Origin of the sequence: Kangsaoukella pontilimi (assembly GCF_009830125.1) — a bacterium.
Lineage (GTDB): Bacteria > Pseudomonadota > Alphaproteobacteria > Rhodobacterales > Rhodobacteraceae > Kangsaoukella > Kangsaoukella pontilimi.
The window spans coordinates 760,755-787,360 of the sequence record NZ_WUPT01000002.1 but is presented as its reverse complement, the minus strand read 5'-3'; the positions used below and the strand labels follow the sequence as shown (position 1 = coordinate 787,360).

The 26,606-nt window shown below is 65.0% G+C and carries 25 protein-coding genes; 17 read left to right on the top strand and 8 right to left on the bottom strand.

What is annotated here, in order from left to right:
- Nucleotides 1–41: 41 nt before the first annotated feature.
- The 4 genes from GQ651_RS13395 to proS all read right to left on the bottom strand — a co-directional run bounded on the left by GQ651_RS13395 (nucleotide 42) and on the right by proS (nucleotide 4,776).
- Entirely contained in the window at nucleotides 42–716 is a 675-nt protein-coding gene (locus tag GQ651_RS13395; RefSeq protein ID WP_160764744.1) for an ABC transporter ATP-binding protein, read from the bottom strand.
- A complete protein-coding gene (locus tag GQ651_RS13390; protein WP_160764743.1) occupies nucleotides 709–1,992 on the bottom strand; it encodes an ABC transporter permease in 1,284 nt (427 codons plus the stop codon). The genes GQ651_RS13395 and GQ651_RS13390 overlap by 8 nt, the downstream gene beginning before the upstream one ends.
- Nucleotides 1,993–2,123: 131 nt before the next feature.
- A complete protein-coding gene (locus GQ651_RS13385) occupies nucleotides 2,124–3,308 on the bottom strand; it encodes a PQQ-dependent sugar dehydrogenase (RefSeq protein ID WP_160765168.1) in 1,185 nt (394 codons plus the stop codon).
- Between the two features lie 130 nt (nucleotides 3,309–3,438).
- Complete coding sequence (gene proS, locus GQ651_RS13380) at nucleotides 3,439–4,776, bottom strand: proline--tRNA ligase (protein WP_160764742.1); 1,338 nt, start codon at nucleotides 4,774–4,776, stop codon at nucleotides 3,439–3,441.
- 155 nt (nucleotides 4,777–4,931) lie between these two features.
- Here proS and GQ651_RS13375 point away from each other — a divergent pair, with 155 nt between their 5' ends.
- The 3 genes from GQ651_RS13375 (at nucleotide 4,932) to GQ651_RS13365 (ending at nucleotide 9,096) form a co-directional block, all read left to right on the top strand.
- A complete protein-coding gene (locus GQ651_RS13375) occupies nucleotides 4,932–5,999 on the top strand; it encodes an AI-2E family transporter (RefSeq protein ID WP_160764741.1) in 1,068 nt (355 codons plus the stop codon).
- A 4-nt stretch (nucleotides 6,000–6,003) separates the two neighbouring features.
- The gene (locus tag GQ651_RS13370) at nucleotides 6,004–6,672 is read left to right on the top strand and encodes a P-loop NTPase family protein (protein WP_160764740.1); all 669 of its coding nucleotides are present in this window, start codon (nucleotides 6,004–6,006) and stop codon (nucleotides 6,670–6,672) included.
- A 246-nt stretch (nucleotides 6,673–6,918) separates the two neighbouring features.
- Complete coding sequence (locus GQ651_RS13365) at nucleotides 6,919–9,096, top strand: RNA degradosome polyphosphate kinase (RefSeq protein WP_160764739.1); 2,178 nt, start codon at nucleotides 6,919–6,921, stop codon at nucleotides 9,094–9,096.
- 17 nt (nucleotides 9,097–9,113) lie between these two features.
- Here GQ651_RS13365 and GQ651_RS13360 read toward each other — a convergent pair whose 3' ends face one another.
- Nucleotides 9,114–9,524, bottom strand: a complete 411-nt coding sequence (locus GQ651_RS13360; RefSeq protein WP_160764738.1) for a universal stress protein — start codon at nucleotides 9,522–9,524, stop codon at nucleotides 9,114–9,116.
- A 205-nt stretch (nucleotides 9,525–9,729) separates the two neighbouring features.
- Here GQ651_RS13360 and secG point away from each other — a divergent pair, with 205 nt between their 5' ends.
- Nucleotides 9,730–10,104, top strand: a complete 375-nt coding sequence (gene secG, locus GQ651_RS13355; protein WP_160764737.1) for a preprotein translocase subunit SecG — start codon at nucleotides 9,730–9,732, stop codon at nucleotides 10,102–10,104.
- A 222-nt stretch (nucleotides 10,105–10,326) separates the two neighbouring features.
- A complete protein-coding gene (locus GQ651_RS13350; RefSeq protein WP_160764736.1) occupies nucleotides 10,327–11,970 on the top strand; it encodes a CTP synthase in 1,644 nt (547 codons plus the stop codon).
- Nucleotides 11,971–12,023: 53 nt separating this feature from the next.
- Here the strand turns inward: GQ651_RS13350 and GQ651_RS13345 are convergent, their stop codons facing one another.
- Complete coding sequence (locus GQ651_RS13345; protein ID WP_160764735.1) at nucleotides 12,024–12,215, bottom strand: YgaP family membrane protein; 192 nt, start codon at nucleotides 12,213–12,215, stop codon at nucleotides 12,024–12,026.
- A gap of 69 nt (nucleotides 12,216–12,284) precedes the next feature.
- Nucleotides 12,285–12,875 carry a Crp/Fnr family transcriptional regulator gene (locus GQ651_RS13340; RefSeq protein ID WP_160764734.1) on the bottom strand — a complete coding sequence of 197 codons (591 nt, stop codon included), beginning with the start codon at nucleotides 12,873–12,875 and terminating at the stop codon, nucleotides 12,285–12,287.
- A 131-nt stretch (nucleotides 12,876–13,006) separates the two neighbouring features.
- Here GQ651_RS13340 and GQ651_RS13335 point away from each other — a divergent pair, with 131 nt between their 5' ends.
- From GQ651_RS13335 to GQ651_RS13305, 7 genes are all read left to right on the top strand, one after another.
- Entirely contained in the window at nucleotides 13,007–13,447 is a 441-nt protein-coding gene (locus GQ651_RS13335; RefSeq protein ID WP_160764733.1) for a tellurite resistance TerB family protein, read from the top strand.
- Nucleotides 13,444–14,211: a phosphate/phosphite/phosphonate ABC transporter substrate-binding protein gene (locus GQ651_RS13330; protein WP_160764732.1), complete on the top strand. Its 768-nt coding sequence runs from the start codon at nucleotides 13,444–13,446 to the stop codon at nucleotides 14,209–14,211. The genes GQ651_RS13335 and GQ651_RS13330 overlap by 4 nt, the downstream gene beginning before the upstream one ends.
- 65 nt (nucleotides 14,212–14,276) lie before the next feature.
- Entirely contained in the window at nucleotides 14,277–15,050 is a 774-nt protein-coding gene (locus tag GQ651_RS13325; protein WP_160764731.1) for an ABC transporter ATP-binding protein, read from the top strand.
- Nucleotides 15,051–15,172: 122 nt separating this feature from the next.
- On the top strand, nucleotides 15,173–15,895 hold the full coding sequence (locus GQ651_RS13320) for a transporter substrate-binding domain-containing protein (RefSeq protein ID WP_160764730.1): 723 nt from the start codon (nucleotides 15,173–15,175) through the stop codon (nucleotides 15,893–15,895).
- 56 nt (nucleotides 15,896–15,951) lie between these two features.
- Nucleotides 15,952–16,836 carry an ABC transporter permease gene (locus GQ651_RS13315; RefSeq protein WP_160765167.1) on the top strand — a complete coding sequence of 295 codons (885 nt, stop codon included), beginning with the start codon at nucleotides 15,952–15,954 and terminating at the stop codon, nucleotides 16,834–16,836.
- Complete coding sequence (locus tag GQ651_RS13310) at nucleotides 16,833–17,660, top strand: ABC transporter permease (protein WP_160764729.1); 828 nt, start codon at nucleotides 16,833–16,835, stop codon at nucleotides 17,658–17,660. Before GQ651_RS13315 ends, GQ651_RS13310 begins: the two co-directional genes overlap by 4 nt.
- A gap of 8 nt (nucleotides 17,661–17,668) precedes the next feature.
- Nucleotides 17,669–19,000, top strand: coding sequence for a glutamine synthetase family protein (locus tag GQ651_RS13305; RefSeq protein ID WP_160764728.1), 1,332 nt, complete (start codon nucleotides 17,669–17,671; stop codon nucleotides 18,998–19,000).
- On the opposite strand, the gene GQ651_RS13300 is transcribed toward GQ651_RS13305, so the two are convergent.
- Complete coding sequence (locus GQ651_RS13300) at nucleotides 18,997–19,791, bottom strand: glutathione S-transferase family protein (RefSeq protein ID WP_160764727.1); 795 nt, start codon at nucleotides 19,789–19,791, stop codon at nucleotides 18,997–18,999. The genes GQ651_RS13305 and GQ651_RS13300 overlap by 4 nt on opposite strands.
- A gap of 133 nt (nucleotides 19,792–19,924) precedes the next feature.
- Here GQ651_RS13300 and GQ651_RS13295 point away from each other — a divergent pair, with 133 nt between their 5' ends.
- The 5 genes from GQ651_RS13295 (at nucleotide 19,925) to GQ651_RS13275 (ending at nucleotide 26,532) form a co-directional block, all read left to right on the top strand.
- Nucleotides 19,925–21,142, top strand: coding sequence for an MFS transporter (locus tag GQ651_RS13295; protein WP_160764726.1), 1,218 nt, complete (start codon nucleotides 19,925–19,927; stop codon nucleotides 21,140–21,142).
- Nucleotides 21,143–21,209: 67 nt separating this feature from the next.
- Complete coding sequence (locus GQ651_RS13290) at nucleotides 21,210–22,082, top strand: helix-turn-helix transcriptional regulator (protein WP_227258169.1); 873 nt, start codon at nucleotides 21,210–21,212, stop codon at nucleotides 22,080–22,082.
- A 208-nt stretch (nucleotides 22,083–22,290) separates the two neighbouring features.
- A complete protein-coding gene (locus GQ651_RS13285; protein ID WP_160764725.1) occupies nucleotides 22,291–23,952 on the top strand; it encodes an ABC transporter substrate-binding protein in 1,662 nt (553 codons plus the stop codon).
- A 79-nt stretch (nucleotides 23,953–24,031) separates the two neighbouring features.
- On the top strand, nucleotides 24,032–25,078 hold the full coding sequence (locus tag GQ651_RS13280) for an ABC transporter permease (RefSeq protein ID WP_160764724.1): 1,047 nt from the start codon (nucleotides 24,032–24,034) through the stop codon (nucleotides 25,076–25,078).
- An 11-nt stretch (nucleotides 25,079–25,089) separates the two neighbouring features.
- Nucleotides 25,090–26,532, top strand: coding sequence for an ABC transporter permease (locus GQ651_RS13275; protein WP_160764723.1), 1,443 nt, complete (start codon nucleotides 25,090–25,092; stop codon nucleotides 26,530–26,532).
- The last annotated feature ends 74 nt before the right edge of the window (nucleotides 26,533–26,606 follow it).

Sequence of the window (26,606 nt, the reverse complement as noted above, 5' to 3'; positions counted from 1 at the left end):
AGCACGCCGTCCCGCCAGGCCTTGATGCAGAACAAATCGGGTCAGACCAGAAGCCCGCCCTCCAGCCGCACCGTCCGGTCCATCCGCGCGGCAAGCTCGGGGTTATGCGTGGCGATCAGCGCCGACATGCCGGTCTCGCGCACCAGCGCCATCAACGCCCCGAACACGGTGTCCGAAGTTGCGGGGTCAAGGTTCCCCGTAGGCTCGTCCGCCAGCAATAGCCGCGGCGCGTTGGCCAGCGCCCGGCAGAACGCCACGCGCTGCTGCTCGCCGCCGGACAGCGCAGCGGGGCGGTTCTCGGCCCGACTGGCCACGCCCACCCGCTCCAGGAGCGTCATGGCCCGCTCCCGCGCCGCGCCATCGGCCACGCCGTCGGCCAGTTGCGGCAGCATCACGTTCTCGATGGCCGAGAACTCGGGGAGAAGGTGGTGGAACTGGTAGACGAAGCCCACATCGGCCCGCCGCGCCGCAGTGCGCTTCCGATCCGACGCGCCGGTGAAGACCGTTCCGCCGATCGCCACCTCGCCCGCGTCCGCGTCGTCCAGTAGCCCGGCAATGTGCAGAAGCGTCGACTTGCCTGCGCCCGAAGGCGCAACCAGCGCCACGACCTCGCCCGCATTCAGCGTGATCGACGCGCCGTCGAGCACGGTCAGCGCATTGGGCTTGCCCCGGTTGTAGGTCTTCTCGATGCCCGCAAGCCGCAGAACCTCACTCATAGCGCAAGGCCTCCACCGGGTTCATCCGCGCCGCGCGCCGCGCGGGCAACAGGGTAATGCCCCAGGACAGGAACAAGGACAGCGCCACCGCCGACAGGACGTCGCCCGCCTCCAGCTTGGCCGGCAGCCGGTAGATGCCGCGCACCGCCCCGTCCCAGACGCCGCCGCCGGCGGCCCCGTTCACGAAGGCGAGGATCGCGTCGAAATAGATGGCGAAAAGGCAGCCGAGAACCACGCCGAGGATCGTGCCGATGGTGCCCACCAGCGCGCCCGTCAGGAAGAACACCCTGAGGATCGCGCCCTCGGTCAGGCCGATGGTCCTCAGGATTCCGATGTCGCGGCCCTTGTTCTTCACCAGCATGACGAGGCCCGAGATGATGTTCATCGACGCAATCAGGACAAGGACGCTCATCAGCACGAACATCACCGTGTCCTCGACCTCGAGCGCGCGCAGGAACCCGCCCGCCGAATCCTGCCACGTCCAGGCCAGCGCCCTGTCGCCCGCCGCGGCCAGAAGCGTCGGCACCATCTCGTTGATGGCTTCGGGTTCGGTCACGGTGACGTCGATCTCGTCGGCCACACCGTCGCGATTGAAAAACGCCTGCGCTTCGGTGAACGGCATATAGGCCCGCGTCCGGTCGATATCGTAGCGGCCCGAGTTGAAGATATGCACGACCTGGTATTCGCCCACGCGGGGGCTGGTGCCGAAAGCCGTCCGGACTCCGTTGGGCGAAATCAGGCGTACCACGTCGCCCACCGAAATGCCCAGTGACCGCGCCGCCTCGCGCCCGATCGAGACGCCCTGCGCAAAATTGGCCAGATCGCCGATCCCCGTGGCGGGGTCGGCCACACGGGGGATCTGGGCCAGGTCGTCGGCCCCGATCCCGTGAATTTCCAGGCCCGTGTTCTGGTCCCGGAACACGGCCATGACCTGACCTTTGACCAGGGGCGCGGCACGCACCACGCCCTCGACGGCGGCAAGCTCTGCGGCCACATCGGTATAATCGGGGATCGAGCGGGTCAGCCGCCCGTTTTCGTCCCGGATGGCGCTGTTGTAGATCGTCACATGGGCGTTGGCGCCGAGGATCGTGGTCACGAATTCGTCCCGGAAGCCCGAGCGCACGGCCAGCGTGATGATCAGCGCTGCGACGGCCAAAGTGATGCCGATGAGGCTGATCCATGTCATCACGCTGACACCGCCTTCGGCGCGTTTCGCGCGCAGGTAACGCCATGCAATGAGGAATTCGTATTTCGAGAAAGGCGCGGGGCTGGCCATGTCTGCTCCGGTTTTCCCTTCTGTCGCCGAATGGCGCGGTTTGGTCAACCGGACCCGCGGCGGCAGGCATAAAAAGGCCGGGCACCCCAGAGGATGCCCGGCCCGAAAAGCGGGGATGGACCGCGAGGTCTTTAGTTCGACGCGGTCGCCGGCATCACGCGGATCACCGCGCCATCGGCGTAGTCCGTCAGCACCAGAACCGAGCCGTCGGCGTCGACCTCGATGTCGCGCACGCGCCCCAGTTCTTCGGCCAGATAGCGCGCCTCGCCGTTGACCCTGTCACCGTCCAGCGTCAGGCGCACCAGACCGCCCGGATAGAGCGACGAGGCGATCACGTCACCGTTCCAGTCGAACATCTCGCCTTCGTAGAAGGTGAAGCCGCCCGGCGCGATCACCGGATCCCAGTAATAGCGCGGCTCGGTGAAGCCCTCGGCGCGCGGCTCGCCCGTGCCGATGGGCGCGCCACCGTACTGCTCGCCATAGCTGACCTCGGGCCAGCCGTAATTCGCGCCCGCCTCGATCAGGTTCAACTCGTCACCGCCCTGGGGTCCATGCTCCAGCGTCCAGAGGTCGCCCGTTTCGGGGTGGATGTCGGCGCCCTGCACGTTCCGGTGACCAAGCGTCCAGATCGTATCGACGCTGCCCTCTTCATCAACGAAGGGATTGTCGTCGGGCGTTTCGCCCGACAGCGTCACGCGGATCACCTTGCCATAGGTCGCGCCTTTGTCCTGCGCCAGCACACGCTCTTCCTGCGTGAAGTGTTCGCCCGTGGTCACATAGGCATAATCGCCATCCAGCACGATCCGGCTGCCGTAATGCATGGGCGACGGCGAAGGCGGGTCCTGCACGAAGATGTCCTCGACCTCGCTCAGCACCGTCATGTCGGCGTTCAGCACACCCGTCGCGGCGGCGGTGGCGGACATGTTGCCCTCCATCGGCTTGGCGTAGGTGAAAAAGATGCGGCGGGATTGTTCGAAATCCTCGGCCAGCGCCACGTCCAGAAGCCCGCCCTGTTCCATGTTCAGAACCTGAGGCACGCCCTTGATCGCGGCCTTAAGCTCGCCCTCGGCGTCGATCACGCGAAGACGGCCCTCGCGCTCGGTGACGAGATATCCGCCACCCGGCAGCACCTCGATACCCCACGGATGGGCCAGCCCCTCGACGACAGTCTCGGTCGACAGCGTGACCGGGTTGCTGATGGCCGGCGCGCGGGTCTGCATCTCGAAGGCCGGTTCGAACTCGGGCACGTTCTTTTCGCCCTGCTCGACCGGGGCAACACCGGTATGAGCGCCTGCAAAGGCAAGGCCCACCGACATGCCGATGCCGGTTGCGGTCAGGAATAGGGTACGCTTGATCATGGTTACTCTCCAAACTTGGTGTTCAGAGAGTGAACGGTTCACATCGCGCTTGGTTGCGTCCGCTGCGTCAGAATGACCGGATGGCGGCTCAGACGCCGTAGATCTGGGCCAGCCGGTCAATGGCGGCGGTGACCGACATCTCCTCGCTTTCGCCCGTCCGCCGCGAGGTCAGTTCGACCACGCCTTTTTCCAACCCGCGCGGCCCCACGGTGACCCGCCACGGCAGGCCGATCAGGTCCATCGTGGCGAATTTGGCGCCCGCCCGTTCGTCGCGGTCGTCGTAGAGCGCCTCCAGCCCCTTCGCGGCAAGCCCCTTGTAAAGCTCGTCGCAGGCCGCATCCGTGGCCGCGTCGCCCTGCCGGAGGTTCACGATCCCCGCATGGAAAGGGGTCACACCCTCGGGCCAGATGATGCCCTTGTCGTCATGGTTTGCCTCGATCAGGGCACCCACAAGACGGCTGACCCCGATCCCGTGGGACCCCATATGGACGTTCACCTGCTTGCCGTCCGGTCCCTGAACCGCGGCGCCCATCGCGTCGGAATACTTGGTCCCGAAATAGAAGATCTGCCCCACCTCGATGCCTCGCGCGCTTTTCTGCCGCTCGGACGGCACGTCGCGGTCGAAGATCGCAGCGTCATGGGTCTCGTCGGTGCGGGCATAGCGCGACGTGAATTCCTCCAGGATCGCCTGGCACTGATCGACGCTGTCATAGTCGATCTCGCGGTCGCCAAAGGTCAGGTCGGTCACGGCGCTGTCGTAGAACACCTCGCTCTCGCCCGTCTCGGCCAGCACCAGAAATTCATGCGTGTAGTCCCCGCCAATGGGCCCGCCATCGGCACGCATCGGGATCGCCTGCAGCCCCATCCGCTCGTAGGTGCGGAGGTAGGACACAAGGTGACGGTTATAGGCGTGGAGCGCGTCTTCCTTGGTCAGGTCGAAATTATAGCCGTCCTTCATCAGGAACTCGCGCCCCCGCATCACGCCAAAGCGCGGGCGCCGCTCGTCGCGGAACTTCCACTGAATGTGATAAAGCGTCAGCGGCAGGTCGCGGTAGCTCGACACGTAGGAGCGGAAGATATCCGTGATCATCTCCTCGTTGGTCGGACCGTAGAGCATATCCCGGTCATGCCGGTCGCGGATGCGCAGAAGCTCTTCACCATAGGCGTCGTAGCGCCCGCTCTCGCGCCAGAGATCGGCCGATTGCAGCGTCGGCATCAGCACCGGGATGTGACCGGCGCGCTGCTGTTCCTCGTGCACGATCTGCTCGACCCTGCGCAGCACTTTGTAGCCCAGCGGCAGCCAGGAATAGATGCCGGCGGAAGCCTGCTTGATCATACCCGCGCGCAGCATCAGCCGGTGGCTGACGATCTGGGCGTCTGCGGGGGTTTCCTTGAGCACGGGCAGAAAATATCGGCTGAGGCGCATGGCCGGTCTCCGGTTGGCATGGACGGGGTTGCTCTAGGCCATCGCCGGGGGGCGTTCAACAACCTTCGCCGCCCGGCCTGCGCCAAAGCCCGCCTTGCGCGCGCGCGCCGAACCGGCGATACCCCAAGGATCGGTGTTTTCTCGGGAAGGGCAGCATGGCATTGCCGGTGCGCGATCAGGTCAAATACTGGGGTCTCGCCGCGGCGGTATTTCTGGTCGTGCTCTGGGTTCTGGGCGACGTGATCCTGCCCTTCGTGCTTGGCGCGGCCATCGCCTATTTCCTCGATCCCGTCGCGGACCGGCTGGAACGTGCGGGCTGCTCCCGAGCGGTGGCGACCGGCATCATCACGGTTTTCGCGCTGCTGATCTTCGTGCTTCTGGCGCTGCTCGTGATCCCGACGTTGGTGAGCCAGACCGCCGACCTGATCGAGACCGCGCCCGCGATGTTGCAGAACCTTCAGGCGGTGATCACCGAGCGTTTCCCCGAGATCGGGGACTCCAATTCCACCATTCGCCGCTCGCTTGCGACCATCGCCGAGACGATCCAGTCCAAGGGCGGAGAGGTTCTCAATACCATCCTCGGCTCGTTCTCGGGTGTCGTGAATGCGCTGGTCCTCTTCGTGATCGTGCCTGTGGTGGCGTTCTACCTGCTTCTCGACTGGGACCGGATGGTGGCGCGGATCGACGCGCTCCTGCCCCGCGATCACGCGCCGACGATCCGCAAGCTCGCCTCCGACATCGACAGCACCATGGCGGGCTTTATCCGGGGACAGGGTACGGTCTGCCTGATTCTCGGCGCCTATTACGCGGTCGCGCTGATGCTGGTCGGGCTGAACTTCGGCCTCGTCGTGGGCTTCGTGGCGGGCGCTCTGACCTTCATCCCCTATGTGGGCGCATTGGTGGGCGGGATACTCGCCATCGGCCTGGCGCTGTTTCAGTTCTGGGGCGACTGGCTCTGGATCGTGCTGGTCTGGGCCATCTTCCAGTCGGGCCAGTTCGTCGAGGGCAATATCCTCACGCCGAAACTGGTGGGGGAATCCGTTGGCCTGCACCCGGTCTGGCTGATCTTCGCGCTCTCGGCCTTCGGCGCACTCTTCGGCTTCGTGGGCCTGCTCGTGGCCGTGCCGGTCGCAGCCGCGATCGGTGTGATCACCCGTTTCGCCATCGAACAGTACAAGGACAGCCGCCTCTATCGCGGCCTGTCCGACCAGGACGACGCCTGATCCCATGGCACGCCAGCTTGTGCTCGACCTGCCTGTCCGTCAGGCCAGCGGCCGCGAGGATTTCTTCGTGAGCGCCGCCAATGCGACGGCGCTGGCGCGGCTCGATGCGCCCGAGGGCTGGCCTTTGGGCAAACTGGCCCTGATCGGACCGGAAGCAAGCGGCAAGAGCCATCTGGCCCAGGTCTGGGCCGATGAGACCGGCGCGCGCATCCTGACGCCCGCCGAGCTTGGCGGCGTATCCCCCGTCGAAATCACGTGCCCCGTGGCGCTCGACGACGCCGACCGGGTGGCCGGAGATGCCGAGGAAGCGCTCTTTCACCTCCACAACAGCCTCGCCGAGCGGCGCCTGCCGCTTCTCCTGATCGGCCGGACACCGCCGGCCCGCTGGAAGGTAACGCTGCCCGACCTTAAAAGCCGGCTCATGGCCACCGATGTCACCGCCATCGACGCGCCCGACGACGCGCTTCTGGCCGCCGTCATGGTCAAGCAGTTCGACGACCGCGGGCTGGCGGTGCCCCCGCGCATCATCGACTGGCTGGTGCCGCGGATGGACCGGTCCTTTGCCTTCGCCCAAAGCCTCGCCACCGCCCTCGACCGCGAGGCGCTGAGCGCGGGCGGCAAGGTAACCCGCCCCATGGCCGGCCGGGTGCTGGAAAGCCTGACCTCTGCCTGAGCGGCCTGCGGCGGACCGGGGCTCTGCCCCGGACCCCGGAGTATTTCGAAACAGAAGAAGAAAATTTGACTCGAATTGTCCTTTCTTCTTGGAACAAATACTCGGAAACCGCGCGGCGGAGCCGCGCAACACATAGCGTGCGCCGAAGGCGCGCAATTCCCGAACGGGCGGCACGGCTGGACAAAGGCCCCGGAATGGCACGATAAATGTCACCTTGTCGTTACAGTTCGCTCCGATAGACAGGCCATGCCCGCGGTTACCGATTTTCTGAACGCGCCCTTCCCAGACCCGACAGCCGTGGACGGCGTCGATCTGGATTCGCCCGCGCGGTTCTTCAATCGCGAGCTGTCCTGGCTGCAGTTCAACTGGCGCGTTCTGGAAGAGGCGGAAAATCCCCGCGTGCCGCTTCTAGAGCGGCTCCGGTTTCTGTCGATCTCGGCCACCAACCTGGATGAGTTCTATACGGTGCGCGTCGCCGGTCTGCGTGAGCTGGCCCATGCCGGGAACGTGACACCCGCAGCCGACGGCAAGACGCCTGCCGAACAGCTGGTCCTGATCAACGAAGACGCCCGCAATCTGCTCGACCGTCAGCAGATTGTCTGGAGCGGTCTCAAGGACGAGATGGCCGAGGCCGGGATCACGATCACTCATCTCGACGCTCTCGATGACGTGGACCGCGCGCATCTGGAAAAGGTCTTCCTGGCGCAGGTCTTCCCGATCCTGTCGCCCCTTGCCATCGACCCGGCCCACCCGTTCCCCTTCATCGCCAGCACCGGCTATTCGCTGGCGCTCGAACTGGAACGGCGCGCCGACAAGCGCCCGCTTCGCGCGCTCTTGCCGGTGCCGCAGCAGGTACAGCGGTTCGTGGCCCTGCCGGATCGTGACGGGGGGTTGCGCTTTCTGCCCATCGAAGAGCTTTTGCTTCTCCATCTCGAACGGCTCTTCCCGGGCTACAAGATGACGGGTTCCTGCGCGTTCCGCGTCCTTCGGGACAGCGATCTGGAAGTCGAGGAAGAAGCCGAGGACCTGGTCCGCGAGTTCGAGGTCGCGCTCAAGCGCCGCCGCCGGGGCGAGGTCGTGCGCCTTACGATTTCGGCCAAGGCGCCCAAGGCGCTCCGCGGCGTCATCATGCAGGAGCTGGGTGTCGCCGAGGACGAGGTGATCGAGCTTGGCGGCATGATTGGCCTGGCCGACCTCAAGGAGCTGGTGCTGGACGAACGCCCCGACCTTCTCTGGCCCACCTTCACGCCGCGCGTGCCCGAGCGGGTACAGGACCACGACGGCGACATGTTCGCGGCAATCCGGCAGAAGGACATGCTGCTGCACCACCCCTACGAGACCTTCGACATGGTGGTGCGGTTCCTGAAGCAGGCCGCCGCCGACCCGAACGTGGTGGCCATCAAGCAGACGCTCTACCGTACCTCGCGCGACAGCCCGATCGTCTCGGCTCTCTGCGAGGCGGCGGAGGACGGCAAGTCGGTCACGGCGCTGGTGGAGCTCAAGGCCCGCTTCGACGAGGCCGCCAATATCCGGCAATCCCGTATGCTGGAACGCGCGGGCGCTCACGTCGTCTATGGGTTTCTCAACTACAAGACCCATGCCAAGGTCTCGACCGTGGTCCGCCGCGAAGGGGGCGAGCTGGTCACCTATACGCATTACGGCACCGGCAATTACCACCCGATCACCGCCAAAGTGTACACCGACCTGTCGCTCTTCACCTGCGACGCGGCGCTCGGGCGGGATGCCACGAAGCTCTTCAACTATCTCTCCGGCTATGCTCAGCCCGAAGGGATGGAGAACCTCGCGATCTCGCCGCTGACGCTCAAGGACACGCTTCTGGAGCGGATTGCAGAGGAAGCGGAATACGCCCTTGCCGGAAAGCCCGCCGAGATCTGGGCCAAGATGAACTCGATCGTCGATCCCGACGTGATCGACGCGCTTTATGTCGCCAGTCAGGCCGGCGTGAAGATCGACCTGATCGTGCGGGGCATCTGCGGGCTTCGGCCCGGCATCAAGGGGCTATCGGAGAACATCCGGGTGAAGTCGGTTGTGGGGCGCTTTCTCGAGCACTCCCGCATCGTCTGTTTCGGTGCGGGGCGCGGCCTGCCGCACAAGAAGGCGCGGGTCTATATCTCGTCCGCCGACTGGATGGGCCGGAACCTGCATCGGCGTGTCGAAACCCTGATCGAGGCGGTGAACCCCACGGTCAAGGCACAGATCGTCAGTCAGATCATGGCGGCTAACCTGGCAGACGTCGCGCAAAGCTGGATTCTGAAGCCTGATGGCAGCTTCGAACGCCCCGGCGCGCCCGAGGGCGAGACCGCCTTCAACTGCCACCGGTTCTTCATGGAGAACCCGTCGCTCTCGGGCCGAGGGTCGGCGGGTGCGTCGGACGTGCCGGAACTGACCCACGACGACGACTGACGGCGGCCCGCGCCGGCCTAGCGGATCACATGCACCGAGCAGGCGGCGTGACGCACCACACGCGCCGCCGTGGAGCCGAGGAAGTAGTCCTTCAGGCCCGGCCGGTGCGAGGCGATCACGATACAATCGATGTCATGGGCCGCCGCATAGGCCATCAGCTCGTCGGCGGGCGCGCCATGCCGGATCTCGCTTGCGATCTCGGATGTGGGCCCGATGATCCGGCGGAGGTGGTGCATGGCATCCTCCGATGCGGCCTCTACGGCCTCTTTCGGCACCTGCCCCGCCACATAGGCCGGAATTGGCGGCAGGACCGAAAGGGCGGTCAGCCTTGCATTGTTGTCCTCTGCCAGATGGGCGGCCACATGCAGTTCGCGGGCGTAATCCGCCTCGTGGTTCAGATCGATGCCGATCAGGATATTCTTGTACATCTCGCGTCCTCCTTTTCCCGGCCCCATCCGATCACGGTCCGGCACCGCCCGCTTTGACCTCGATCAGCCCGGCCATTTCGCCTGTTCTCAAATATCCCGGGGGGCGCGCTATCGGCGCGCGGGGGCAGAGCCCCCTCGACACTTGCAGCTTGGGCCTGCGTCGAATACATGTCCCATCGCACATAGCCAAAGGTCCCCGACCCCAATGGAAAACGTCATTCTGATCGTCCACCTGATCCTCGCGCTCTCGCTCATCGGCGTGGTGCTTCTGCAGCGCTCCGAAGGCGGCGGTCTGGGCCTTGGCGGCGGCGGTGGCGGCGGCGGTCTGGTCAACGCCCGCAGCGCCGCGACGGCGCTTGGCAAGGTGACCTGGGGACTGGCGATCGCCTTTATCTGCACGTCGATCGCTCTGACGATCATCGCAGCGCAGAATTCGGCCGGCTCGTCGGTTCTGGACCGTATCGGCGTCGATGCGCCCGCATCGGGTACCGCGCCCGCGCTGCCCTCGGGTGACTCGCTTCTGCCGCCGGTACCGGGCGACGCGTCCGGCGGCGGTCTGGGCCTGCCCCGCGCCGAGTAAGGCGGGGCCTTGATTTCAAGGCGCGGGCGTCCTCGTCCGCGCTGATCCCGACCGCAACCCACCACAACACCTTGGATGACGCCGGGGCGCCACCCCAGATATTGCGGTCAGACGCTTGGCAACCGGCACCGAATCCTCTATGTCTTAAATCCCGTGATGCTGCGGATTCGGGCCATCGAGAACCGCGGCAAAGAGCAGTAAATCACGGGGGATAACCGCGACATGGCTAGGTTCGTTTTCATCACCGGCGGGGTGGTTTCCTCGCTTGGCAAAGGCCTTGCGTCGGCGGCGCTTGGCGCGCTTCTGCAGGCGCGCGGCTATTCCGTACGGCTGAGAAAGCTCGACCCCTATCTCAACGTCGACCCCGGCACGATGAGCCCGTTCGAACATGGCGAAGTCTTCGTGACCGATGATGGCGCCGAGACCGATCTCGATCTCGGCCATTACGAGCGCTTCACCGGCGTCGCGGCGCGGATGACCGACAGCGTCTCGTCGGGGCGCATCTATTCCAACGTGCTCGAAAAAGAGCGGCGCGGCGACTACCTGGGCAAGACGATCCAGGTCATTCCGCACGTCACCAACGAGATCAAGGACTTCATCGCCATCGGCGAGGACGAGGTCGATTTCATGCTCTGCGAGATCGGCGGCACCGTGGGCGATATCGAAGGGCTCCCCTTCTTCGAGGCCATCCGCCAGTTCGGTCAGGACCGGCCGCGGGGCGAATGCATCTTCATGCACCTGACGCTGCTCCCGTGGATCGCGGCCAGCGGAGAGTTGAAGACCAAGCCCACGCAGCACTCGGTCAAGGAACTCCGCTCCATCGGCATCGCGCCCGATATCCTCGTCTGCCGCTCCGAGCGGGAAATCCCGCAGAAAGAGCGCGAGAAACTGGCGTTGTTCTGCAATGTGCGGCCCGACAGCGTGATCGCGGCCTATGACCTCAAGTCGATCTACGAGGCGCCGCTCGCCTATCACGAACAGGGTCTGGATCAGGCGGTTCTGGACGCCTTCGGCATCTCGCCCGCGCCCAAACCCAACCTCGACCGCTGGCTTGACGTTCAGGACCGGATGCAGAACGCCGAGGGTGAAGTCCGCGTCGCCATCGTCGGAAAATACACCCAGCTTGAAGACGCCTATAAGTCGATCGCCGAGGCGCTGACCCATGGCGGTCTGGCGAACCGCACTCGCGTGCGGGCCGAATGGATCGACGCCGAGATCTTCGACCGCGAGGACCCGGCCCCCTATCTGGAAAACTTCCACGCCATTCTTGTCCCCGGCGGCTTTGGCGAGCGCGGGACTGAAGGCAAGATCAAGGCGGCGCAATTCGCCCGCGAGAAGAAGATCCCCTATCTGGGCATCTGTCTTGGCATGCAGATGGCGGTGATCGAGGCGGCGCGGAACCTTGCCGGCATCACGTCCGCCGGGTCCGAGGAGTTCGACCACGAAGCCGGGCGCAAGCGCTTCGAGCCGGTGGTCTATCACCTCAAGGAATGGGTCCAGGGCAACCACACAGCGCGCCGCAAGGTCGATGACGACAAGGGCGGCACCATGCGTCTGGGCGCCTATACCGCCAACCTCAAAGAGGGCAGCCAGGTGGCCAAGGTCTATGGCCAGACCGTGATCGAGGAACGCCACCGCCACCGCTACGAGGTGGATATCAAGTATCGCGACAAGCTCGAGGAGCAGGGTCTCTGCTTTTCCGGCATGTCACCCGACGGCAAGCTGCCCGAGATCGTCGAAGTCGAGGGTCATCCGTGGTTCATCGGCGTGCAGTTCCACCCCGAGCTGAAATCCAAACCCTTCGCACCCCATCCGCTCTTCGCGGATTTCGTGCGCGCGGCGGTCGAGAACTCGCGGTTGGTCTGAGCGCGCCGCGAAAACCGGGGCGCTGTTCGCGCCGCCCCGGCCCGCGCGCGCGATCAGGACTTGGTCGGGCAGGTGCTGATGCCAAGCACCGAATAGAGCGGGCAGATGCCCACCAGCCCGGTGACGAGCGGCACGATCCCGATCAGGCCCCACATGGTCTGCGGCCCGACGAAGACGAGCGACAGAAGGATAAGTCCGGCAATGACGCGTAGCGCGCGGTCGAAGGTGCCTTCATTCTTGGTCATGGTTCCGATCTCCTGTGTGACGGTACGGGATGATTTTACCGCATCCCGCACGTGCCGACGGTGACACTGTCACCGTGCGTCTGCGGCAATTCGCTGCAGGCCCGGACGGTCAAGAAGCGCCACGCCGTCCTCGTCCTGTCGGACCATCCCCTGCCGCGCGAATTCGGCCAGCCGGCGCGAGACATAGGCGCGGCCCGATGCGGTCTCGGCGGCAAGCGCCGTGTGAGTGGCGTGAACCTTGCCGTCCACGTCCGCCAGCCTGAGAAGCGCCTTGGCCAGCCGCGCGTCGAAGCCGGTCAGCGCGATATCGTCCACAAGCTGCTGGTACTCGACGAAGCGGCGCGCGACAGCATCCATCACGCGGGCACGAAACGCGCCGTCATCGGCCATCCGCGTACGGAACTGCTCGGCCGGGACCAGCTCGCCATCGAGATCGGTTTCCGCCACGCCTTCGGCGCCATAGGGCTGATCGGTCACGAGGCAGGAAAAGGTCTGCAGGCACACATCGCCCGGCGTGACGCGGTAAAGAACCACCTCGCGCCCGCTCGCGCCCGTCAGGGTCACGCGGATCGTCCCCTTCGACAAAAGCAGGAACCCCGGGCACTCCTGCCCCGGCTGGAAAAGCACCTTGCCCTTCGGCGCCGTGAACCGTCTGAACATCCGCCCTCCCCGCGCCATGCCCCATTGGATGACAGAAAAGACCGTTTGACCCGGCCGTTCAACCGCCCGCACGAACGCGGCCGGGCGTCCCGGCCCTTTCCTTGCCCCCTGCCCGGTCATATATCCCCTGCATGTTCGACGCACTTCTTCGCAAACTGACCGCCCCCGAGCCCGATCCGCTGGATACCAGCGACGCGCGGCTCGCCATGGCCGCCCTTCTGGTGCGGATCGCCCGCGCCGATGGCGAATACGCCCGTGACGAGATCGCCCGGATCGACAAGCTTCTGGCCGCCCGCTACGGGCTTGGCCCCTTCGAGGTGACCAAGCTGAGGGCCGAGGCCGAGGCGCTTGAGGCCGAAGCCCCCGACACCGTCCGCTTTACCCGCGCGATCAAGGACGCCGTGCCTTACGAGGAACGCGAAGGCGTGGTGGAAAACCTCTGGGAGATCGTGCTCGCAGATGGCGCGCGCGACCACGAGGAAGACGCCCTGATGCGGCTGATCGCGCCGATGCTGGGCGTCAACGACCGCGACTCGGCGCTGGCACGCCAGAGGGTCGAGAAGAAGGCGTGATCGCCAGCCTCGCCATGTATGACTGGCCAGAGCAATCGGGTCATTGGGACGCGCTCTGGCAGGTTCTTCGCGAGGGACTGTCCACCCGTGGCATCGCTGCGCCCGACCGGCTGACACGCGACACCGGGCTATGGGACGTCTGGCAATCCCCCGACCTCGTTCTGGGACAGACCTGCGGCCTGCCCTACCGGACGCGGCTTCACGGCAACGTTACGCTTCTGGGCGCCTTCGACCATGGTTTGCCCGGGTGTCTGCCGGGCTATTACAACTCGGTTCTGGTCGTCCGCCGTGATGCGACGGGCGACCTTGCCGATTTCCTCGACCGGACGCTTGCCTATAACGGGCTCGACAGTGAAAGCGGCTGGGCCGCCGCGCAGGCCGCGGCCCTCGGCCTTGGCCGGCCCTTCCGGCGCAAGGTCTATTCGGGCGCGCACCGGGCAAGCGCGCGGATGGTTGCCGCGGGCGAGGCCGATATCGCGGCCATCGATGCCGAGACCTGGCGCCTTGTCGAGCGGCATTTGCCCGAGACGGCCGGCGCGCTCCGCGTCCTTGCGCGGACGGAGCCGACGCCCGGCCTGCCCCTGATCGCGGCGCCCGGTCAGGACGCCGCCGCCATCGTCGGCGCCATCCGCGCCGCTCTGGTGCGGCTGCCCGAAGACACCCGCGCCGCGCTTCATATCGAGGACTTTGTCAAGATCCCCGCCACCGCCTATCTGGCCGTGCCGCCGCCCCCGTCGCTCTCGCAGACGATGGAACACGCCTGAGGCTTAGGCATTGCATTTCCCGGCCAATGCCGCCCTAATCCCCGGCGGGACAAACGGGGAAAGATGTGAGCACTGCCGATCCAGTCATTGAAATCCGAGGCTTGCACAAGGCCTACGGCTCGCTCGAGGTCCTGAAGGGCGTCAGCCTGACAGCGCCGCGCGGCCATGTCGTCTCGCTCATCGGCTCGTCCGGCTCGGGCAAGTCGACGCTGCTGAGATGCGCGAACCTTCTCGAAGACAGCCAGGAAGGCGAGATCCTGTTCGAGGGCGAGGCGGTCCACTGGAAAGGCAAGGGCCTGAACCGTCACCCCGCCGACCGTGCGCAGGTCACCCGCATCCGCACGAACCTGTCGATGGTCTTCCAGCAGTTCAACCTCTGGTCCCACATGACCGTTCTGCAGAACGTGATGGAAGCCCCCGTTACCGTGATGAAGCGCGACCCGGCCGAGGTCGAAGCGAAGGCGCGCGAATACCTCGCCAAGGTCGGCATCGGCGACAAATGCGAAGTCTGGCCAGCGCAGTTGTCAGGCGGCCAGCAGCAGCGCGCCGCCATTGCCCGCGCGCTTTGCATGGAGCCCCGCGCGCTGTTGTTCGACGAGCCGACCTCGGCGCTCGACCCCGAGCTGGAACAGGAAGTGATCCGCGTGATCAAGGCGCTGGCGCAGGAAGGCCGGACCATGATCATCGTGACCCATGACATGGGACTGGCCCGCGACGTATCGGATCATGTCGTGTTTCTGCACCAGGGCCGAATCGAGGAAGAAGGCGCGCCGGACGACCTGTTCGACCGCCCGAAATCCGCGCGTTTGCAGCAGTTTCTGTCCGCCGTGGCGGCATGAGACGCGGGTTGACCCAGCGGAACTTTCCCAATGACTTGTCTTCGCCCGCGTTTTTCTTAACGGTTGCTGCACTCAAGGGCACCGGGCGACCGGCAGCCCCAAGAACATGTTGGGAGTAACACATGAACAAACTACTGATCGGCGCTGCCGCTCTGTCCATCGCCGCAACGTCGGCGCTGGCGGGCAGCCACAGCGTTGTGCGGATGGGCACCGAGGGTGCCTACCCTCCGTGGAACTTCATCAATGACTCGGGCGAGGTCGACGGCTTCGAGCGGGAACTGGGCGACGAGCTTTGCGCGCGGGCCGAGCTGACCTGCGAATGGGTCACCAACGACTGGGATTCGATCATTCCGAACCTGACGGGTGGCAACTACGACACGATCATCGCCGGCATGTCGATCACCGACGAGCGGGACGAGGTCATCGACTTCACTCAGGCCTACACGCCCCCCGATCCGTCGACCTATGCCGCGCTGTCGGCTGACATCGACCTGTCGAGCGCCGTGATCGCGGCCCAGACCGGGACGATCCAGGCAGGCTACGTCGCAGAGAGCGGCGCCACTTTGGTCGAATTCGCAACGCCTGACGAGACCGTCGCCGCCGTCGTCAACGGCGAGGCCGACGCGGTTCTGGCCGACTCGAGCTTTATCGACGGCGCGATTGCCGCCAACAGCGACCTGATGGTCGTGGGCGACCCTGTCGCTCTCGGTGGCGGCGTCGGCATGGGCGTCCGTGAATCGGACGGCGAGTTGAAAGCCAAGTTCGATGCGGCGATCCAATCCATGAAGGACGACGGCTCGCTCAACGCGCTCATCGCGAAATGGGAAGTCTCGTCGCAGTGGTGACCTGACACCTTCGGGCCGGGGACCCCTCCGGCCCGACCTATCCGGGGGCGCTTGTCATATTCTCGTTCTGCACCGATCCGTCGACGCTTGAGACCTTCCATTGGTTTGCCTGTTACCTGACGAACGGCAAACACATGGCGGCCTACGCGTCATTCGGCACGGTCATGCTGCTTCTGGCGATCACCGCGCCCGTCTCTCTCGCTTTCGGGTTCCTCGGCGCCACCGCCGCGCGCAGCCCCGTTCCACCGGTCCGGTGGCTGGGTCAGGGCTATACCAGCATCGTGCGGGGCGTGCCGGACATCGTCTTCTTCCTGTTCTTCGTCATCGCGCTGGACCAGGCGTTCGAGTGGATGCGCCATCAGGTGCTGTGCCCCGACTGGACCGACCCGATCCGGCAGGGCAGCGATTTCGTCGTCTGTCCAGAGGCCAAACTCCCCCTGTCGAACGCACCGCAATGGGTGCACGAGGTCTATGGTTTCTCCTTGGCCGTTCTGACCTTTGCCATCGTCTTCGGCGCCTTCGCCGCCAATGTCCTGTTCGGCGCGATGCGGGCGGTTCCCCGCGCGCAGATGGAGACCGCCGAGGCCTATGGCATGTCGCAGCGGCAGGCCTTCTGGCGCATCCTGATCCCGCAGATGTGGGTCTATGCGCTGCCGGGGCTGTCGAACCTGTGGATGATCCTCGTCAAGGCGACGCCGCTTCTGTTCCTCTTGGGCGTCGAAGACATCGTCTACTGGGCGCGGGAACTGGGCGGCTCCAAGGGGCCGGTCTTCGATTATCCTCATCCCGACTGGCGAATCTGGTACTTCCTCGGGCTTCTGGTCTTCTACCTGTTGCTGACACGCGTGTCCGAGATCGTCCTTGGCCGACTGACCGAACGCCTCAGCCACGGGCAGGCGACCTTCGCGGGTGAGCGCCAGCGCAAGGCGGCCGCCACATGAGCTGTTGGGAAACCCTTGCCGACTATGGCCTCCGCTCGATCGGAATTGGCGAGCGGCTGTTGCCGCGCTCGGATTTCACGCTCTGCCAGCAATTCGTTCTGATCGGCTCAGGAATGCTGTGGAACGTCTATTTCGGCGTGCTGGCCATGGTCTCGGGCTTCTTCCTTGCCACCGCCGTCGCGCTTGGCAAGGCGGCGGAGAACCCGCTGATCCGGAAACCCGCCGAGTGGTTCGTCTTCATCTTCCGGGGCTCGCCGCTCTTCATCCAGTTCTTCTTCGCCTACGAGCTGTTCGTCCTTTTGCCGCGCGAGGGTATCCAGATCTTCGGCATCACCGCCGAGACGGGATGGCTGACGCGGGCATGGGCGGGGGCGCTGATCGTCCTTTTCCTGAATACCGCCGCCTATTCCGCCGAGATCTTCTACGGCGCGCTCCGTTCTGTTCCGAAGGGCGATCTGGAAGCTGCCGACGCCTATGGCCTGTCTGGCTGGAACAAGTTCAGGCGCGTGACCTGGCCCACCATGCTGCGGTTGGCCTGGCCCGCCTACACGAACGAGGCGATCTTTCTCTTCCACGCCACCACGCTCGTCTTCTTCTCGGGCTTCCCGGCATGGCAGCAGCGGGGCGACGCGCTCTATTACGCGAACTATTTCGCGGACAAGACCTTTAACCCGTTCATCCCCTACCCGATCGTAGCCATGTATTTCATCATCCTGACGCTGGCGATCATCGGGCTGTTCAATCTTGCCAACCGGCGGCTCAACAGGCACTTGCCGCAGACCGCGGCGCGGCGGATAAGGTATCGCCCGCAACTGGCACGTTAGAGCACATCATGAATGACTGGCTGATCGAACACCCCGAGATCCGCGCGGTGACAACCGCCGTGGCCGACCTGAACGGGCAGGCCCGCGGCAAGCGCCTGCCTGTGGGCCGTGCGGCCAAGGCCGCCGAGGGCGACATGCGGATGCCCTTGTCCACGCTGAACGTGGACATCTGGGGTGACGATATCGAGGACAGCCCGCTCGTCTTCGAGACCGGCGACCGCGACGGAATCCTGAAACCTACCGAGCGAGGCTTCGTGCCCACGCCATGGCTACAGACACCATCGGCGATGCTGCCGATGTGGATGTATACCGAGGCGGGCGATCCTTTCCCGGGCGACCCGCGCCATGCACTGAAAGCGGTGCTCGACCGCTACGCCGAGCGCGGCTGGAACGTCATCGCCGCGACCGAGCTGGAATTCTACCTGATCGACGATGCCGAAGACGTGCTGAAACCGCCGCCGTCGCCTAGGTCGGGCAAGCGGCGTCTGGGCGGCGAGATTCTGTCGGTGCGTGCGCTGGACGCATTCGAAGGCTTCTTCACCGAGCTTTACGACGCCTGCGACGAGATGGGCATTCCCGCCGAGACCGCGATCTCGGAAGCAGGGCTGGGCCAGTACGAGATGAACCTTGTCCACGGTCCCGCAATGCGCGCCGCCGACGATGCGTGGCTCTTCAAGCTCCTGGTCCGGGGACTGGCGCGAAAGCACGGCTTTGCCGGGACGTTCATGGCCAAGCCCTATGACGACTGGTCCGGGTCGGGAATGCATGTGCATTTCTCGGTCCTCGATCAGGACGGCAACAACATCTTCGACAATGGTGGCGAGGCAGGAACCGAGTTGCTGCATTATGCGGTGGGCGGCTGTCTGGAGGCGATGACGCCGTCGACGCTGATCTTCGCGCCCCATGGCAACAGCTATCAGCGCCTTGTCCCCGACGCCCACGCCCCCACCGGCATCGGCTGGGCCTACGAGAACCGGACCGCCGCGATCCGCATTCCTGCAGGTGCACCCGTTGCACGGCGGATCGAACACCGCGTGGCCGGTGGCGATACCAACCCCTACATGGTCCTCGCCGCCGTGCTCGGTGCAGCGCTGGCCGGGATCGAAGACCGCAAGGTCCCGCCCGCGCCGGTCAAGGGCAACGCCTATGCCCGCGCGCTGGAACAGCTTCCGACGGCCTGGGAAGATGCCATCGACGCCTTCGAGGAAAGCACACTGATGACCCGCATCTTTCCGCCGTCGCTGGTCAGGAACTATGTCCTGACCAAACGGCAGGAGCTTCAGTATTACGCCGAACTGAGCGAGACCGAGCGGACCGACCTTTATCTCGACACGGTCTAGACGAGGCCAAGCTCGGTATCGCTGGCCGAATGCCCGTACTTGTCGGAGGGCGGCATGGGGCGGTCCTTCCAATGCGGCTCGAAAACGAAGGACGAGTATTCACGTCCGGGCAGAAGCGCGCCGTTCCCCGCCCCCTTGGCGTAGTCGTAGTAGAGTTTGACGATCTCGTCGAAACTCACCTGCTGGGCCGCCGGATGGGTGAGGCAGGCCTCTCGCCAGGCCCTGACACGGTCGTAATCTGGACCGGGAGGAAGATCGAACCCCTCGTAGTAGTCGAGAAACCAGAAGCGCATGAAGATCGGTGTGAAGACGGTTTCGGCCCAGCCGAAATCATCGAAGAACCAGATATCGCCAGGCGCATAGTTCACGAGGATGTCGTTGATGGCGCGGTACTCGGCCAGCAGTTTGTCGAGATACTCGCCCCGCTTCCCGATATCCTGATTCATGACGAAGCTATAGCCCGCAACGACGAAGCCCCCTTCGCGCTGGACCAGAAGGCTTTCGAGCGCGTGCTCATATGGATCGGTGCGACGGATGGGATTGGTGTCGAACACTTCGTCCACGTAGCGGAGGATCACCCGGCTTTCCTTGATGGCGGTCAGGCCACCCGGTACTTCCATGACGGGCAGCGCCGCGGTGCCCTTTGACAGCTTCAGAAGCGCGGGATCGCGCGGCTTGGTGATGTCGACCGTGTTGAATTCGATTTTGCCGCTCAGACCCTTTAGCGCGAGCAGAATTTCAACGCGCTGGCTGAACGGGCAGACAGGAATATGATGAATGCGGTATGTCATGCGCAGAACATGGCGCAAGCACGGGCGAAGAAAATAGCAAAAAGACAAAAGCGCCACGGATAGGTCGATTTCCGGCAAGCACCGGAAGGGTGCCCACCGCTAGGCCGGTCCTGTCCCCTGAAGACCCGAGCAGATGCGACTTCTTATTTCATTCGCTGCCCTCTTTCTGTCCGTGATCCTGTTGCAGATCGGATCGGGCGGTCTTGCGCCACTCGACGCGATCTCGGGGCTGGAGCTGGGCTTTTCCACGCAGGAGATCGGCCTTCTGGGCTCGGCCCATTTCGTGGGCTTCTTCGTCGGCTGCTGGTGGGCGCCACGCCTGATGGGCACGGTGGGCCACAGCCGCGCCTTCGCCGCCTTCACCGCGCTCGGCACGATCGGGATCATGGCGCATATGCTGGTGGTCTCGCCCATCGCATGGGTTCTGCTCAGGATGATGACCGGGCTTTGCGTCGCGGGGTGCTACACGGTCGTGGAAAGCTGGCTTCAGGCCAAGGTCACGAACGAGACGCGGGGCCGGACCATGGGCATCTACAGGATTGTGGACATCAGCGGCTCGCTCGCGGCGCAGCTGGTGATCTCGATCCTGCCACCGGCAAGCTACGTGTCCTACAACATCCTCGCGATTGTCTGCTGTGCCGCGCTGGTGCCGCTGGTGCTGACCCGCGCCGCCCAGCCGCGCACGCCGACGGCGCCACGCCTCAGGCCGACGCTGGCATGGTCCCGCTCGCCACTGGCAGCGGCGGCGGTGGTGTCGGCGGGGGTGACGACGGCGTCCTTCCGCATGGTCGGCCCGGTCTACGGCGTCGAGGTCGGGCTTGCCGTCAATGAGATCGCGTTCTTTCTTGCCGCCTTCGTCCTTGGCGGCGCGCTCAGCCAGTATCCGGCGGGCTGGCTGGCCGACCGGTATGACCGGCGGTGGGTCCTTGTCTGGCTGTCGGTGGCGGCGATCGGCACCTCGGCGCTGACGATCTGGCTGGCCACGGCGGGCTCGACGGCGGTGCTGATCGCGTCGGGCATGTTCGGCGCGGCGACCTTTCCGATCTACTCGGTCGCGACGGCCCATGCCCACGACTTCGCCAGCGATGACGAACGCGTCGAATTGTCGGCGGCGCTGATGTTTCTCTACGCGGTGGGGGCAATCGCGGCACCCTGGGGCGTATCCAGCCTGATCGACGCCTATGGCCCCGAGGCGATGTTCACGCTGGTGGCGGCGGTCCACGTTATCCTGATCATCTTCAGCCTGATCCGGATGCGCCAGCGGAGTGCGGTGACCCGCACCAATTATGTCTACGCGCCGCGCACCTCCTTCCTGATCGGCAGGCTTCTGGGCAAATCGCGAGAGCGTTGACGTCCCGCGCGCGCTGCGCCACTCTGCTGCCTGCTGCTGAAGCTGCTGGTTGGGGGACCAGACCGACATGACCGTACAACGGCTGACCTTGGTGCCGCAGACGTGGCCAGCGCAAACGCCGCGCCCTGCCGCGATGACGGATGTTTTTCCCGTGCGTCGCCCGGAAGTGTCGTCGATCACGCGGCTTGCGCAAGGTGGGCGCTGGCGGACTGAGGCGATGCGAAGCTATGACCGCCCGGTCCTGATCTGGGTCACGCGCGGACAGGGCCGCATCACGGTCGCCGGGCGCACCAGCGGCTATGGGCCCCACAACGCGATCTTCCTGCCGGCGGGCACGATGCACGGCTTCTCGGTCGCGGGCGCGGTTCTGGGCCACGTGATGTGGCTACCTGTCGAGACGTCGGGCGACTGGCCGTCCGAGCCGGTCCATCTGCGCCTGTCGGACGGCCAGCTTCAGCGCGAGCTGACCGGCCAGATCGACCAGATCGACCGCGAACTGAACGCCGGGGCCGAGCGCGCCGACGAGGCGGTCCACATGCACACGCGCCTTCTGTCCATCTGGTTTGCCCGCGTCATGGCCCGCGAGGCCACCGCCGCCCCGCAGTCAACCGACGGCAATCGCGCCCGCAGCCTGACAGAAGCCTACACCGCGCTCATCGAACAGGATTTTCGCCGCCCGGTCGGCGTCTCGTACTTCGCGCGGGCGCTCGGCGTGACACCGACGCATCTGGCGCGGGTCTGCCGGGGCGTCTCGGGGCGCGCTGCGCTCGATCTGCTGACCGACCGGCGCCATTTCGAAGCCTGCCGCCTGCTCAAGGACACCGATCTGCCGGTGGCCGAGGTCGCCCGGCAAACCGGATTCCGCTCGGCGGCTTACTTTACCCGCGCCTTCAAGGCCCGAAGCGCTTTGACCCCCAGCGACTTCCGCACGCGCGGCTGACCCTGCGGCACAGGGGTCTATGTCGCAAACGATCCCGCGAGATGTCGTTTTTTTTACATTCCGCGCCGGTTGCGGCCATTGACCCCCGGCCATCGACATGCCGAAATGGAAAGGAAGGGCCCGGACGACGGGGCCGTCAGCGTCTCTGTCACAAAGATCGGCGACGCCAACAAGAACGATAAGACGTCTCAAGGGAGAACATAGACCAATGACAGTATCCAAGACACTCCGTCGGGGCCTGCACCCGACGGCGAAGAAACACGCCGATGAATACCGCGCGGGCAAGATCAGCCGCCGCGAATTCATGGCGCGCTCGACCGCGCTCGGCGTCACGGCCACGGCGGCCTATGGCCTGATCGGTGCGGTCTCGCCCGCGCGTGCGGGTGGCCACGTGCAAGGTGGTGGCACGCTCCGCATTCAGCAGGAAGTTCACGGCCTGACCGATCCGCGCCTCTACGAGTGGTCCGAAATGGGCAATATCAGCCGCGGCTGGCTGGAGCATCTGGTGGCCTATAACCGCGACGGCACCTTCTCGGGCGTGCTTCTGGAAAGCTGGGAAGCCAATGACGACGCCACCGAGTACCGCCTGAACCTGCGTCAGGGCGTCAAGTGGAACAACGGCGACGACTTCACCGCCGAGGACGTGATCGCGAACTTCGCGGGTTGGTGCGACACCACCATCGAAGGCTCGTCCGCACCGGGCCGCATGGGCTCGCTCGTCGATGCCGACACCGGCCAGATGCGCGAAGGCGCGGTGACCGCCGATGGCGATCACACCGTGGTTCTCAAGTTCACGGCCCCCGACATCTCGATCATCGCGGGTGTTTCGGACTATCCGATGGCCGTCGTCCACCGCGACAACATCGGCAAGCATCCGATCGACAACCCGGTCGGCACCGGCCCCTACATCCCCGAGGAATACGCGGTCGGCGAACGCGCCGTCATCGTGAAGAACCCGAACCACACCTGGTGGGACGAGGGCAATGGCGCGTGGCTCGACCGGATCGAGTTCATCGACTACGGCACCGACCCGGCCACCATCCTTGCCGCGATCGAGGCCGAGGAAGTCGATATGACCTACGAATCCGTGGGCGAGTTCATCGAGATCCTCGACAGCCTCGGGCTGGAGCGGTCGGAAGCCGAGACCGCCGCCACGCTCGTTTGCCGTCCGAACCAGGACGCCGAGTTCGACGGCAAGAAGGTCTATGCCGACGCCCGCGTCCGCAAGGCCCTGACCATGGCCGTCGACAACGCGGTGGTGCTGGAACTGGGTTATGCGGGCCGCGGCACGGTGGCCGAGAACCACCACATCTCGCCCATCCACCCGGCCTATGCCGAGCTTCCTCCGCTGGAGCATGACCCCGAAGGCGCGATGGCGCTGATGACCGAGGCGGGGATGCAGGACTTTGTCCATGACATCATCTCGCTCGACGACGGCTTCGAGCGCGACTCGACCGACGCCATCGCCGCCCAGCTTCGCGATGCGGGTTTCAACGTGACGCGGACGGTTCTGCCCGGTTCGACCTACTGGAACGACTGGATGAAACATCCCTTCTCGTCGACCACGTGGAACCAGCGCCCCCTCGACATCCAGATCCCGCTCCTTGCCTACAAGACCGGCGCCGTCTGGAACGAGGCCGCCTTCTCGAACGAGGAATACGACCGTGTCCTCGATGAGGCCGCCAGCATCGCGGATGCCGATCAGCGCCGCGAGAAGGTGAAGCGTCTGGAAGAGATCATGCAGGAAGAAGGCGTGATCATTCAGTCCTACTGGCGTTCGCTTTACCGCCACCACGTTCCGAACCTCGTCGGAGCCGAGATGCACCCGCAGTTCGAGATCAAGTACCAGTATATCGGCTGGGCTGCCTGATCCTGCACCATCCGCCGCGCCCAGCCTGGGCGCGGCGGCTTCCCGCACCCGACGTTCATTGACCCCGAGGTAATCCGGCATGGGCCAATTTCTTCTCCGACGTGTCGGGATGATGTTACTGACATCGCTCGCGCTCACCTTCGTGGTGTTCTTCCTGACGAACTTGGAACCGAACCTCGAAAAGATCGCCCGGTCCGAGGCGAGCGCCCGCATGACTGAAGAAGATGTGGGGCTCTGGCTGGACCGGAACGGCTATACCCAGCCGATCCTGTCGCGCTATGGCCAGTGGCTGGGCGTCTTGCCCGGCTGGACCCGTACCGACGGCAACGGCGAGGTGACCGGGCGCTGCATCGCGCCGGACATGGCCGCCGGTGACGCGCCGACCTTCTGTGGCGTACTGCAAGGCGACTGGGGTACCTCCACGGTCTTCGACACCGAAGTGGGCGCACTTGTCTGGGACAAGCTGGCGCTGACCGGCAAGCTGATGTTCTGGGTGATGGTGCTGATGGTCCCCTCGGCGCTACTCCTCGGCATCCTGGCGGGCATGCGCGAGGGCTCGCGCCTCGACCGGTCGCTCTCGACCTTTTCCATCGCATCCACCGCAACCCCGGAATACGTCTCTGGTGTTCTCTTCATCACCATCTTCGCCTCGTCGGCCGTGGGGCTGAAGTGGTTCAAGGGCACCGCCACCAGCGCCGCCGAAAGCGCCAATTTCGAGAACTTCTTCCTGCCCGTCCTGACCATCGCGCTTTACGGCATGGGCTACATCGCCCGCATGACCCGCGCCTCGATGACCGAGGTGATGACGGCGCAATATATTCGCACCGCGCGGCTCAAGGGCGTGAGCTTCCGCAACATCGTCATTCGCCATGCGCTCCGAAACGCGCTGATCGCGCCCTTCACGGTGATCATGCTTCAGTTTCCGTGGCTTCTGAACGGCGTCGTAATCGTCGAGACCCTCTTCAACTACAAGGGCTTCGGCTGGACGCTGGTGCAGGCCGCCGGCAACAACGACATCGAGCTTCTGCTCGCCTGTTCGGTCGTGGCCGTCTTCGTCGTTCTGGTGACACAGCTGATATCCGATGTCGGCTACGTGTTCCTGAACCCCAGAATCCGTATCGCATAAGGGAGAGGACCATGGAAAACCTGACCTGGACCGGAAGCCTCGGCCCCCTCCTGAACCCGCTCTTCCTGCTGGCATGGGCCGCATTCGCCGTGGCGGTGCTGGCGCAGATCCTGCTCTCCTTCGTCAGCGGCAACCCGCAGATGCAAGGCAACGCGCTCGCCATGCGGAAAAGCCCCGCCGACTGGGCTGGCCTCGCTGCGCGCGCGATGTTCGGGCTGATCGTCCTCGTGACGCTCGGCTATCTTGTGGGCGGCCTCCTGTTGCCCGGTCCCGAGGCCAAGGGCATCATCGGCACGATCTCGACCCGGCTTCTGCCGGTCTGGATATCGCTCGCCGTCCTTTTCGCACTTTCGATCACGTTCAAGCGGCGGCTCGGCCTCTATGGCAAGCTCTTCGACAGCACGATCGGCATGGTTGGCTTCGGCATCGTGATGTTCTGGGTCTTCACGGCCTTCTACGCCGACATGATCGCCACCCACGACCCGCTGACCCAGCTTTCGGGCATGAAGAACAAGGTGCCCGGCACCGCCATCAGCGGCGCGGACGACGGCGTGTTCGGTTACTACCTTCTGGGCGGCGACAACCTCGCCCGCGACGTCTTCAGCCGCATGATCCTCGGCGCCTGGGAGGTGATCAAGATCGCCCCCTTCGCCACGGTCTTCGCCTTCATGGTGGGAATCACCCTCGGCGTACCGGCGGGCTACTACGCGGGCACGCTCGATACGATTCTCTCGTTCCTCGCCAACCTGATCCTCGCCTTCCCGGTGATCCTTCTGTTTTACCTGCTGGTCACGCCGGAAATCGTGGATACGGGCCTGCCGACCTACATGGCGATGGTGCTGTTCATCTTTCCGCTGATCTTCGGCACGGTGCTCCTGAACTCCCGCTACCACACGCAGCCCAAATTCCGGAACGGCATCGTTGCCGCCTTCCTCGCGGTAGGAGGCCTCCTTTACCTGTCGCTGATCTCCTCCAATGATCCCAACGCGATGATCCGCATCCTGCCGGGCTGGCTCGACCTCTTCGACGTGCCGGGCAATATCCTCGTAGTCTTCGTCTCGGTGGTCTTCGTGAACTCTCCCACGGTCTTCCGGATCGTGCGGGGCATCGTGCTCGACATCCGCACCCGCGACTACGTCGCCGCCGCCCAGACCCGCGGCGAAGGCGCGTGGTACGTCATGCTGTGGGAGATTCTGCCCAACGCGCGCGGCCCCCTAATCGTCGATTTCTGCCTCCGGATCGGCTACACCACGATCCTCCTCGGCACGCTCGGCTTCTTCGGCCTCGGTCTCAGCCCCGAAAGCCCCGACTGGGGCACCACGATCAATGACGGACGACGCCTCTTGTCGATTTACCCGCACCCGGCCCTTGCCCCCGCCCTCAGCCTGATGAGCCTCGTCCTCGGCCTCAACCTCCTGGCCGACGGTCTTCGCGAAGAAAGCCTGAGGGACTGAAGATGCGCGCCATTCCCCATTATCGGCCCCCAAATATCCCGGGGGTGGTCTGGAGGGGGCAGCGCCCCCTCCAG